The organism is Cellulosimicrobium sp. EB106-03-01-XG111 (assembly GCF_058792115.1).
Window position 1 is genome coordinate 19,048 of record NZ_JBYTEQ010000010.1, and the last position, 12,078, is coordinate 31,125.

A 12,078-nucleotide genomic window follows, 5' to 3' on the forward strand; every position below is an offset into this window, starting at 1 on the left:
GGGGGGGCGTGGTGGGGCGGGGGCTGGTGGTTGTTCCCCCCCCCGGCCCCGTCAGGTCACAGGCCCAGGTCCTGGAAGGACTGGAGCGTCTTCTGCCACGAGGAGGCGGCGTCGTCCGTCTTCTCGACGTCCACGCGCTTGATGCCGTCCTGGACGGTCGTGTGGATCGAGAAGTAGTTCGCGCCCTTGAACGGCGCGCTGTCGATCGCGAGCGCACGGTTCACGAAGATCGTGCCGACCGGGGCGTCGTTGAAGAAGTCGTTCGTGAAGGACTGCACGGCGTCGGACTCCTGCGCCTCGAGCTGCGACGGGAACGTGCCCGCGTTCTCGAAGGCCGTCGTCTGCTGCGCCGGGTCGGTCAGCCACGCGGCGAGCTCCTTGGCCGCCTCGGCGTTCGGGCCGGAGGCCGGCACCGTGAGGAACGAGCCGCCCCAGTTGAGGCCGCCGCCGGGGAAGACGTCCGCGACGTTCCAGCCGGTGACGCCGCCCGAGCGCTCCTCGACCGGGCCGGTCATCCACGCGGGGCAGATCATCGTCGCGAAGCCGTCGTTCTGGAACGCGGCGTCCCAGTCGCCCGACCACTGCTCGAGGCCGGCGGAGAGCTCGTTCGTCGTCGACTGCTCGAGCACCGTGTCGTAGATGTCGATGATCGGCTGGTTGGACGCGAGGTCCTTGGGCGTGCCGTCGGACTCCTCGTAGGCGTTGTCGATCTGGTTGACCATGGCCTGCGAGATGGACATCGCGGAGTCGTACCAGGCCGAGTCGCTCGCGGCGACGAACGTGGCGCCCGCGGCGAAGTAGTCGTCCCACGTGGCGTCCTCGCCACCGAGGAGCTCGGCCACGCCGGCCGGGTCGCTCGGGAGGCCCGCGGCCTCGAACAGGTCCTGGCGGTAGCAGATCGCGCTCGGGCCGATGTCGGTGCCGTAGCCGATGAGCTTGCCGTCCGTCGTCGTCGCCTGCTGGACCTTCCAGTCCACCCAGCGGCCGTCGAGCGACGAGTCGGTGAGGTCGGTGAAGAGGTCGGGGTACTGCATGAGCTCCGGGAGCCAGTCGACCTCGATGGCCTCGATGTCCGCGAGGCCCTCGCCGCCGGCGGCGAGCTTCGTGGTGAGGTTGGTCCGCGCGTCCTCGGACTTGGCGGCCTTCGTCTGCTTGACGGTGACGTTCGGGTGCTCCGCGGTGTACGCGGCGAGGAGCTCGTCCGTGTAGCCGAAGTCGTTGAACGTCGCGACGGTGAGCGTGATCTTGTCTCCGTCGCCGGAGCCCGTCGCGTCGTCGTTCGAGCCGGAGCCGCTCGAGCACGCGGTCAGGGTGAGGGTGATGGCCGCGAGGCCTGCGACGGCGGCGATCGCCTTGCGGGGCCGGCGGGTCGTACGGGTGCTGCTCAGCACGGTGACTCCCTTGTCGGTGGGGCGGGGTCGTGGCAGCGCTCCCACCTCCAATGTGGTAGCGCTTCCACACAACGGCCTGATCGTGCGTTCCCGCCCGAACCCGTGTCAAGCCACGCTCATCGTGGCAGGGGTGTGGTCGCGCTCCCACCCGGGTATCTGTGCAGGTCAGGGCGTTGCGGGGACCTACCAGTTGGTCGGATTCTGTGGAAATCGTTACCGGTTCGAGACCGGTCTCCGCGCGGTGCCGACGAGCGCCCGTGTCGGTCGGGCCACGCCGGACTCCGCCCGGTCGGCGGTCAGCGCGACAGCCACGCGAGGCCGGCGGACTCCTCGGCGGCGAGCGCCGTCCGCACGGCCTCGGCCGCAGCCTGCTCGATCGCGCCGCCGAAGAGCGGCACGTTGGCCTTGACCTCGCCGTCGTAGCGCTCGACCGTGCCGTCGCCCTCGGGGGAGAGCGTCACGGTGCCCGTGAGGCGTACCGGCGCGCCGGTGATCTCGAGCGACACCGTGCCCGACCGCTCGCCGTCGCGCTCCGGCTCCCAGACCTCCGCCTGCCGGATCTCGAGACGACCCCCGACGAACGACCGGACGTGCGCGGGGATCTGGTCCGTGGGCAGCGTCCGCCGCACCGCGACGGTGAACCCCTCGTCCGGCCCGCCGGTGACGTCGACCTGCTCGACGTGGGCGCCGTCGCCGCCGGAGCGGGCAGCGCGCCAGCGGACGAACTCCTCGTCCGCGAGCATCGCCCCGACGGCGGGGACGGGGGCGGGGTAGCGGAGCTCGACGCTCAGGTGCACGGGACCTCCTCGGACCCTGCGCCGGCCCGTGACGGGCCGGTCGACGGGACGGCTGACGGTTCTGGCGACCGCGCACGCGGGCGCTGAGGGGACTCTACCGGTCGCGCCCCTCTACGCTGGGGTCCGTGTCTGCCATGAGTGACCTCATCTCCCGCCACGCCGACCTCAGCCCGGCGGACAACGAGTGGTTGCACCTGCTCGTGGGCGACTGGCAGGTGATCTCCGACCTCGCGTTCGCCGACCTCGTGCTGTGGCTGCCCACGAGCGACGGCAACTTCGTCGCCGTCTCCCAGTGCCGGCCGTCGACGGGCGCGACCGTCCACTACGACGACATCGTCGGGTCGTTCGCCCCCGAGGGGCAGCGCCCGCAGCTCGAGCGCGCGCTCACCGAGGTGCGGTCGCAGCGCTCGCGCGAGCCGCGCTGGTTCGGCGCGTACGCCGTGCGCGAGGAGGCCATCCCGGTGCTGCACTCCGGGAAGGCGATCGCCGTCGTCGCGCGGCAGACCAACCTCGGGAGCGGGCGCACTCCCAGCCGCCTCGAGCTCAACTACGTCGAGGCCGCGGACGACCTCATCGCGATGATCTCGCGCGGGGAGTTCCCGTTCCCGAACGCCGCGACCGGGCCGCGGCGCGGCGCGCCGCGCGTCGGCGACGGCCTCATCCGGCTGAACTCCGAGGGCGAGGTGCTCTACGCGAGCCCCAACGCGCTGAGCTGCTTCCACCGCCTCGGGGTGATCGGCCCGCTCGTCGGGCGCTCGCTCGCCGAGGTGACGGCCGACCTCATCGAGCACCAGACCCCCGTGGACGAGTCGCTGCCGCTCGTCGTCATGGGCCGTGCGCCCTGGCGCACCGAGATCGAGGCGCAGCGCGTCGCGCTGTCGCTGCGCGCCCTCCCGCTCACCGAGTCCGGTCAGCGCATCGGCGCCGTCCTGCTGTGCCGCGACGTCTCCGAGCTGCGCCGTCGCGAGCGCGAGCTCATCACCAAGGACGCGACGATCCGCGAGATCCACCACCGCGTGAAGAACAACCTCCAGACCGTCGCGGCGCTCCTGCGGCTGCAGGCCCGGCGCATGGACGTCCCGGAGGCGCGCGCCGCGCTGGAGGAGGCGATGCGCCGCGTCGCGACGATCGCGCTCGTGCACGAGAGCCTGTCGCAGACGCTCGACGAGGAGGTGGAGTTCGACGACATGGTCGGTCGCGCGCTGCGCCTCGCGGCCGACGTCGCCTCCGCCGACACGAGCGTGCGGACCGTCCGGACGGGGAGCTTCGGCCTCGTGCCCGCGGAGGACGCGACCCCGCTCGCCCTCATCCTCACCGAGCTCGTCACCAACGCGGTCGAGCACGGCCTCGCGAAGCAGGAGACCGGCACGGTCGAGGTCGCGGTCGAGCGCGACGGCTCGGCCCTGCGGATCGTCGTGGCGGACGACGGCGTCGGCATGCCCGACGGCGACGTCGCCCGGGCGGGCAAGGCCGCCAAGAGCGGCCTGGGCTCGCAGATCGTGCAGACCCTCGTGACGAACGAGCTCGGCGGCACCATCGAGTGGTCGCCGCGCCCCGGCGGGGGCACCCAGGTCGTGCTCGCGCTCGTGCTGCGCGACGGCAACCGCCAGGGCTGACCGCCGGTACGACGACGGGCCGCCACCCCGGAGGGTGACGGCCCGTCGTGCTGCTCGACGCCCGGAGGGCGGAGCGGCGTGTCGTGTCAGCCGGCGCGACGTGCGCGCGCGGTGCGGCGCTTGAGGGCGCGGCGCTCGTCCTCGGAGAGGCCGCCCCAGACACCGGCGTCCTGGCCGGACTCGATGGCCCACTTGAGGCACGTGTCGACGACGTCGCAGCGGCGGCAGACGGCCTTCGCCTCCTCGATCTGCAGGAGCGCAGGGCCGGTGTTCCCGATGGGGAAGAACAGCTCGGGGTCTTCGTCGAGGCAGGCTGCGCGGTGGCGCCAGTCCATGTTCGTCGTCTCCTTCGGGCAGAGGGGAGCCTGGTCGCGAGGTGATGACTCGTCGCTGGGCGACCCGGCAGGGGGCTGCCCGGGCCAGGGGCTCGAGGCGGGGGGTGATTGATGCTTGAACCAGGTTCACACCTCGTGAAGCACAGCACAAGGGGTTACGAGAAAGTTTCCGTCGCATGAATCGTGAGGCCTTCGTCACACGGGTGTGAAGCCGCAGGTCGGCGCGTACGCTGGGTGATCGTGCCCTCCCGCGAGCCCTCCGGAACCCCGCCCGAGCCCCGCCCGACGCCCCCGGGACCGTCGTCCGGCGGGGGGTCGCGGCCGCCCGCGCTGACGGCGCTCGTCGCCGGGGTGGGCCTCGAGATCGCCGCGCTCGCGGTGGGCGCCGTGCTGATCCTCGTCGAGCTCCTCCGCGGTGGTTCGCAGTCGTTCGGGGTGAGCGTCTTCCTCGTCGTCTTCGCGCTCGGCGTGGGAGCCGTGCTCGCCGCGAGCGTCCGCGGGCTGCTGCGCGGGCAGCGCTGGGCGCGGTCGCCTGTCGCGACCTGGCAGATCCTCCAGGGGGTCGTCGCGGTCAGCTCGCTCCAGGTGGGCGTGACCCCGTGGGTCGTCGTCGCGCTGGTGCTCGCCGTCGTCGTGCTCGTCCTCCTCATGCTGCGACCCGTCGTCGAGGCGACCACGCGCGACGTCCGCCCGGCTGCCTGACTCCCGGCCCGCCGGCCGGGTGGCTCGTCCCGCACGGGCGGGCACCGGGCTGCGGCTCGGCCGTCACGGGCGGGCGACCTGGAGCGGCGTCAGCCGCGCGCCCTGGACCAGCACCCCTCGACCCGGTCGGGGCCGGCCGGGTTCGGTGAGCCACTCCAGCCCGTGCCCGAACACCTCGGCGCTCCCGCGCTCCCGCGGCGCGAGGACGACCCCGCAGCGCACCCCGCGCAGGTCCGCGAGCGGACCGCGCAACGCCGAGGCCGCGGCGCCCGTCGTCGCCGACGCGAGCAGCACGAGCCCGTCGCGGCACAGCGCCGCGAGCCGGTCGGCCTCCAGCACGCAGAGCTGGGTCAGCACGTCCAGGTCGTCGACCACCACGACGTCCGGTGCCGTCGCTCTGCCCAGGGACGCCGCGCCGGCTCGACCCGCCCCCAGCGTGTCGAGGAGTCGCGCGACGTCCGCGGGCGCGTACCGCCGCACGACGATCGTCCCGTCCCCGTTCCCGGTCCTCTTGCCGTCGTCGTCCACCTGCCCGCCCCTGCTCCGGCCGGTGGTGCGCGCGATGCGTCCGGGGCCGGGCACCGCCGTGCCGACCAGCGCGTCGTCCCGGGTGACGATCGCGCGGAGCGAGCCGGTGGCGGCCACGTGCCGGGCGAGCAGCGCGAGCGTGCTCGTGCGGCCGGAGCCGGGCGGCCCGACCACGAGTGCGCCGCGCCCGACCTCCATCCACAGCGTCCGGCCGTCGTCGCCGCCCCGGCCGACCGGGACGTCGGTGGGTCCCCGGCCGGGTGCAGCGTCCGCGTCGTCGCCGTCGGCCGAGGCGCCCGTGCGGTCCGGGCCCGCAGCGGCCCCGGCGGGGGCCCGGTCGACGCCGGCGGTCGCACGTCCGGCGACGTCGAGCTCGGCGGCCGCGACGTCATTGGGGAGCGGGTGCAGCCGGAACGCACCCCGGCGGGTCGTCGCGGGGCGCTCGGCCCATCCCCGCGAATCCTCCGGTGGCACCGCGACCTGGCACACCAGGGGGTCGCCCGGGCCCAGCCACACGGCCCGGCCCGGCAGGCCGCCCTGTCCGGCGAGCACCGCGGGCACGCCGAGCGACACGTCGTCGTGCCGGTCGCGTGAGGCGAGGACCGCCCGGACGCCGACGAGCGACGCCAGCCCGCCGACCGTCGGCCCGCTCGCGCTCACCGCGACCGCGGCGGGGGAGTCGGCGAGCACGTCCGCGAGGGCGTCGGCGCCCGCCCCGCCCGCGACCCCGGCGAGCACGCCGCGGACGGGCTCGACGTCGTCGACGAGGAGGAGGGTGCGGCCGGTCGTGCGGTCGAGCCCCGCGGGCCGGGGCTGACCGTCGTCGTGCCCGGCCAGGAGCCGGAGGAGGCGGACGACGCGGCGCGGGTCGCTCCGGTCCACGACCGTCCCGGTGCCGGGGTGCGCCGCGAGGCCGGCGAGCCCCGACCCGATCGCGTGGACCGTCCAGCCGCGCTCGAGCGCGGCCCGCCCGACGGTGCGCAGCGCCGTGGTCCGGCCCGACCGGGCCCGGCCCTGGACCGCGAGGTGACCGTCGCGCGGGTCCCAGCGGACCACCGTGCGGCGCTGGAGGGCCGGCAGGTCACCGAGCGCGAGGGGTAGCGCGGGGTCGTCGCGGCGCACCTCCCCACCCCCGTCCTCGGTCTCCTCGATGGCTCCGCGCCCCCCACCCGGCCCGCGCCCGTCCGCCGCCGGCCCGTCCGCCGCCGGGTCGTCCGCCGCCGGGTCGCCCGCCACGGGCGCGCCCGTCTCGCGGTCGCGCGCCGTGAGCACGCCCGGCTCGTCGTCCGGCTCGTCGACCCCGTCGAGGTCGTCCGGCTCGACGCGTGCGGGCAGGGCGGGGAGCCATGGCGCGGGGTGGGGACTCAGGCCCGACCGCGCGGCGACCTCGCGTGCCGCCGCGACGAGGAGCGGCAGGTGGTCGGCCGCCGGGCCCGGCGCGGGCCCGCCCGGCCCGCGCTCGGTGCCCCACGGGTCCGCGATCCGCACGCGCGCCTCCGGCGGGACGAGCGGCCCGCCGGCACGCGCGCACTGCACGGCGACCGGCGGTTCGGCGCCGCGGCGCAGGACCAGGCGTCCCGGGATCGACGCCGGGACGTGGGCCGCGTGCGGCGCGTCGAGGACGTCGCGCGAGTCGGCCACGTCCACGACCCGGAGCGCGAGCCGCAGCGTGACGTTCGCCCGCACGTCGGCGCTGACGGCGCCGGCGGGCCGCTGCGTCGCGAGGACCAGGTGCACGCCGAGCGACCGGCCCTGCGCGGCCACGCGCAGCAGCCCGGGCACGACGTCCGGCAGGTCGTCGGCGAGCGCGCGGAACTCGTCCACCACGACCACGAGGCGCGCGAGCCGTCCGCGCGGGAGGTCGTCGATGCTCGCGACGCCCGTCGTGGCCAGGAGGCGCTCACGCCGGTGCAGCTCGGCCCGGAGCCCGGCGAGCGCGCGCCCCGCGAGCCCCGGGTCGAGGTCGGTCACCTGACCCACGACGTGGGGCAGCCGCCCGCACGCACCGAAGCTCGCCCCACCCTTGAAGTCGACGAGCGCGAACGACAGCTCGGCGGGCGGGCGCCCGAGCGCGAGCCCGGTGACGAGAGTCTGCAGGAGCTCCGACTTCCCGGCGCCCGTCGTGCCGGCGACGAGCACGTGCGGCCCGTCGCGGACGAGGTCGACGGCGACGGGCGCACCCCCGGGGCCGACGCCGAGCACGGTCCGCAGGCCGTGCCCGTCACGCTCGTGCGCGTCCTGCCAGCGCTCGGCCACCCACGTCGGGAGCCGGTGCGGCGCTCGCGGCGCCCCCAGCAGGGGAGCGAGCGCGACCGCCGACGGCAGCGACCGCGCGGTGGGGTCGCCCGGCCCGGGCTCGCCCGCGCCGTCCCCGGCGCCGTCGCCGAGCCGACCGAGGTGCTCGGCCGCGGCGAGCCGCCGCGCGAGGCCGAGGGCCCACCGGGCGCTCACGCCGACGTGCTCGCGCGGCGTCGGGGCGCCGTCCGGACCCGCCACGACGGTGACGGCTCCCGACACGTCGACGAGCGTCCGGCACCACGCCGGGACGTGCCCCCGGTCCGTGAGGACCAGCAGCACGTCCGTGCCTCCCGCTGCGCACCGCTCCCACGCCCGCGAGAGCTCGCCCGCCGGCACGGGGCCGTCCACGACGACGAGGTCCGGTGGGTCCCCGGCGGCCAGGGCATCGAGCGTCCGGACGGCACGGGCCTGCGGCAGCCAGCGGCACCACGACCACGCGTGCGGCTCCTGGGGGGCGTGCCGCACCGTCAGCACCGCCCCCGCCGCGAGGACCTCCGCGAGCACGGCGCGGGCCGCGGCGAGCGCGGCACGGCGAGGCCCGACGACGGCCACGCAGCCGTCCGGCAGCCGGACCCGCGACGGGGTCGTCGCGCCTCGCGCCGCCATCAGCGCCCCGCCACCGGCCGAGCCCACGGGGAGGCCAGGCACCGTTCCGGCGGCGGTCCTTCCCGGCGCCGCTCCCGACGACCCGGCGTGCGCCGACAGAGCGCCCGACGATCCCGCCGCCGGGTCGGCGACCGCCGGGGCGAGCCGGGCGACCGTCGCCCACAGCAGGACGTCCGCGGGCCGAGGGTGCAGCGGATCCACCGGCGCGGTCCCGCGGACCGCCTCGACGTCCGCCGACGCTCCGGGACCGGGCGGGGCGGCTCGCTTCGCGGCGCGCCGGCGGCGGGCCTCGGCGAGCGCGGGCCCGAGGACCGCGAGCGGCCCGACGAGCGCGAGCAGGGCGAGGAGGGGCTGGCGCAGCGCCACCGCGAGCCCGATCGACGCGACGGCCGGCACGAGCGCGGTCGCGAGCTGCGTCGTCCCGAGGCGCCCCGGGTCGGCGGGACGGCCCGGAGCCACGGCGGGTCCGGTCCGGGGGCCGTGCACGAGCGCGGGCCGCGCACGCAGCGCGTAGGCGCCGTCGGGCGTCACCAGGGCGCGACCGTCGCGCCAGCGCACCGCGCGCCACGAGCGCACCCGCCGCCCGGCCCGGGCCGGGCGCGCGCGGAGGAGGGCGGCGTCGTCGGGCACGCGGCGCGTGCCGCGCGGCACGCGCACCCGCACCCGGGGCCCGCGCCGCGTGGTGCGCCAGCGGACGTCGAGCCGGTCGACGCGTGCCCGCCCGCGGGAGCCGTGCCCGACGGCGACGAGCCGCCCGGCGTCCGGGCCGCCCAGGACCGCGACGTGCCGGGGCGCCGCGAGCACGTGCTCCGGAGGCGGCCCGTCGTCGCGGGCCCGGGGCTCGGGGCCCCTCCGCGCGACCGCGATCGTCGTCCCGGGGAGGAGCGGCCGCGTGCCGCAGCGCTGGTCGTCGTCGACCGGGACGCCGTCCACGGCCAGCGACGCCGTGCGCAGCTCAGGACGGCAGCCGAGGTCGGCGAGCGCAGGCCGCGCGTCGCCGAGGCGGGTGCCCGCGGCGAGCAGGACGTCCGTGCCCGGGTGGACCGTCACGCGCACCCACGCCGCGCCGTCGGGCCGGGGCGCGGGCGTGCCGCCCGGCGGTGCACCGGGAGCGAGGGACGGGGCGGGGGAGCGCACCCGGCGATCGTGCCCGACGGCGGTCCGTGCCGACCGCGCACGACCGCGCCCCTGTGGACGGGGGTACGTCCACAGGGGCGCGCGTCGGCCGACGGCCGGTGGTGCGTGTGGCTCAGTCCACGGCGAGCGCCGCGACGGGCGACGTCCGAGCCGCGGTGCGGCCGGGGACGACGGAGGCGACGAGACCCGCGACGAGCGCGACCACGAGCACGAGCACGATGTCGCGCCACGGCACGGCGAGCGACACGTCGCCCATGACGCTCAGCGCCGTGGCGGCTCCGGCCCACCCGTAGAGGACACCCAGCACGATCCCGAGGACCGCCCCGACGCCCGCGATGAGCATGCCCTCGATCGCGAGCATCCAGCGCAGCTGGGAGCGGCTGAGGCCGATCGCCCGGAGCGTCGCCGACTCGCGTCGCCGCTCGATGACCGAGAGCGAGAGCGTGTTCGCCACGCCGATGAGCGCGATGACGACCGCGACCGCGAGCAGCCCGACGATGACCCCGAGGATCGTGTCGATGACGCTCTGCATCGCCGCGCGCTCGACGGCGATCCCGGCGACCTCCACGGGCGTGTCCGACTCCACGACGGCGTCCTGGATCGCGGGCACCACCTGTGCGGCGGCGCCGGTGTCGTCGAGGCCGACCCACAGCCGGGACATGAGGCCCGTCGGGTCGACGGCGCGCGCGTCGTCGACGGTGAGCAGCCCGCCGGAGCCGATGCCCCCGGTGCGGACGACCACGTCGAGCGTCTCGCCCGTCGGGCCCGTGAGCTCGGCGGTCTCGCCGTCCGCGAGACCGTAGTTCTCCGCCTCGCCCTCCGAGAGGAGGACCGTCCCCGGACCGAAGGCCGCGAGGTCGTCCGGCGTCCGCACCACGGAGCGCGCGGCGTCGGGGTCGACCCCGTGGAACGACGTCTCGGTGCCGTCCGGCATGGTCACCGCCGTGGCGTACAGCTCGACGACGCGGGACACGCCCTCGGTGCCGGACACGGCGCGCACGACGTCGGACGGCACCGGCTCGCCGGTCGACCCGTACGCGTCCGTCGCGACCATGACGTCGACGGGGTACTGGTCGTCGAGCGCCGCGTCGAGCGACGTGCGGGCGCTCGCGGCGCCGGTCGACATCATGGCGACGAGCGTGACGCCGATGAGGAGCGCGGTGCTCGTCGCCGTGGTGCGGCGCGGGTTGCGCAGCGTGTTCGCGGTGGCGAGGCGCGCCGTCGACCCGGTGCCCGCGAGCAGCCGGCCGACGAACGCCACGACGGCGGGCAGCCAGTAGACCGCTCCGACGAGGACGCCCACGAACGACAGCGCGCCGCCGACGACCCCGGCGAGGAGCCCGATCTCGGGCTTGTCGGTGAGCCCGAGCCAGATCCCGCCCGCGAGCACGGCGACGCCGCCCAGCGTGAGCAGGGACGCGAGGACGAGCCGCACGCGGCCGCCGCCGCGCAGGATGCTCGGCGCGTCGGCCGGGCGCAGCGCCTCGAGCGGGGCGACGCGCGTCGCGGCGCGGGCGGGGGCGAGCGACGCGACGACCGTCACGAGCGTGCCGACCACGAGCGGCACGAGCACCACCACGGGCGTCACCGTGATGGTCGCGGGGACCGGGACGCCCAGGTCGGCGCCGCGCGCCACGAGGAGCGCGATCTGCGTGAGCAGGCCGCCCAGGACGATGCCGGCGAGCGAGGACACGACGCCGAGGATCGTCGCCTCGGTGAGCACGGACCGGGCGAGCTGCGCCTTGTTCGCGCCGACCGCCCGCAGGAGCGCGAGGGTGCGCGTGCGCTGCGCGACGAGGACCTGGAACGTGTTCGCGATGACGAGCGCCGCGACGAGCAGCGCGACGGCGGCGAACGAGAGGATGACGTAGGTGAAGACGTCCTGGTCGCCGGTCATCTTGCGCGCCTGGTCCTGCGCGTGCTCGTCCGGCGTGACGGCCTTCGCCCCGTCCGGCGAGGCGGCGACGAGCTCGGCGCGCGCCGTCTCGAGGTCCGTGCCGGGCGCGAGGCCCACCATCGCGGACGAGTAGGTGCGGGCCGGGTCGTCGGGCGCGGTCTGCGCGGCCTCCCAGGCCGCGACGTCCTCGGCCGGGACCACGACGGCACCGCCCATCTGGGCGTACGCGCCGAACGGGTCGTCGGTCGTGCCGACGACGGTCAGCTCGTCCCGGACCTCCGTGTAGTCGCCGCCGTCGGGCGCGGTGTCGTCCCACACGTTGCGCGAGCTGGTGACGGTGTCGCCGATCCCGACGCCGAGGCGCTCGGCCACGGCGGTGGGCAGCGAGATCTGGCCCGAGGCGGTGGGCATCGAGCCCTCGACGACCTCGAGCGCCTCGAAGCGCGGGTCGGACGGCGCCGGGACGCCGAGCTGGAACACGCGCTTCGCGCCGTGGGAGAGGTCGAGGTAGGTGAACGAGACCGCGTCGACGGCCTCGACGCCGGGCACGGAGCGCAGCGCCTCGACGTCGGGCGCCGTGAGGTCGTCCGGGGCCGACACGACGAGGTCGGCGTCGGCGTACTGCGCGGCGATCGAGTCGTTCGTGGTCTGGGTGATGACGTTGCCCGCGATGAGCGTCGCCGTGACGAAGGCCGTCCCGATGACGATCGCGACGCCGGCCGCGACGAGGCGGCCGATGCTGCGGCGCATCTGCGCCAGGGTGAGCCGGAA

Annotated in this window: 7 protein-coding genes; 2 read left to right on the top strand and 5 right to left on the bottom strand. The window is 76.4% G+C overall.

The features are described 5' to 3' along the window. Positions 1-56: 56 nt before the first annotated feature. Positions 57-1,391: an ABC transporter substrate-binding protein gene (locus AC3WT4_RS10535; protein WP_108048653.1), complete on the bottom strand. Its 1,335-nt coding sequence runs from the start codon at positions 1,389-1,391 to the stop codon at positions 57-59. A 296-nt stretch (positions 1,392-1,687) separates the two neighbouring features. Then, positions 1,688-2,188: a DUF2505 domain-containing protein gene (locus tag AC3WT4_RS10540; RefSeq protein ID WP_074807760.1), complete on the bottom strand. Its 501-nt coding sequence runs from the start codon at positions 2,186-2,188 to the stop codon at positions 1,688-1,690. A gap of 134 nt (positions 2,189-2,322) precedes the next feature. Between AC3WT4_RS10540 and AC3WT4_RS10545 the strand changes: the two genes are divergently transcribed. Then, positions 2,323-3,804, top strand: a complete 1,482-nt coding sequence (locus AC3WT4_RS10545; protein WP_021481971.1) for a sensor histidine kinase — start codon at positions 2,323-2,325, stop codon at positions 3,802-3,804. An 86-nt stretch (positions 3,805-3,890) separates the two neighbouring features. Here the strand turns inward: AC3WT4_RS10545 and AC3WT4_RS10550 are convergent, their stop codons facing one another. Then, positions 3,891-4,139 carry a WhiB family transcriptional regulator gene (locus AC3WT4_RS10550; protein ID WP_021481972.1) on the bottom strand — a complete coding sequence of 83 codons (249 nt, stop codon included), beginning with the start codon at positions 4,137-4,139 and terminating at the stop codon, positions 3,891-3,893. Positions 4,140-4,379: 240 nt separating this feature from the next. On the opposite strand from AC3WT4_RS10550, the gene AC3WT4_RS10555 reads away from it, so the two are divergent. Continuing rightward, the gene (locus tag AC3WT4_RS10555; RefSeq protein WP_257418967.1) at positions 4,380-4,841 is read left to right on the top strand and encodes a hypothetical protein; all 462 of its coding nucleotides are present in this window, start codon (positions 4,380-4,382) and stop codon (positions 4,839-4,841) included. Positions 4,842-4,904: 63 nt separating this feature from the next. Here the strand turns inward: AC3WT4_RS10555 and AC3WT4_RS10560 are convergent, their stop codons facing one another. Then, complete coding sequence (locus AC3WT4_RS10560; RefSeq protein ID WP_492315413.1) at positions 4,905-9,410, bottom strand: FtsK/SpoIIIE domain-containing protein; 4,506 nt, start codon at positions 9,408-9,410, stop codon at positions 4,905-4,907. A 112-nt stretch (positions 9,411-9,522) separates the two neighbouring features. Next, complete coding sequence (locus AC3WT4_RS10565; RefSeq protein ID WP_492315414.1) at positions 9,523-12,057, bottom strand: ABC transporter permease; 2,535 nt, start codon at positions 12,055-12,057, stop codon at positions 9,523-9,525. Positions 12,058-12,078: the final 21 nt, after the last annotated feature.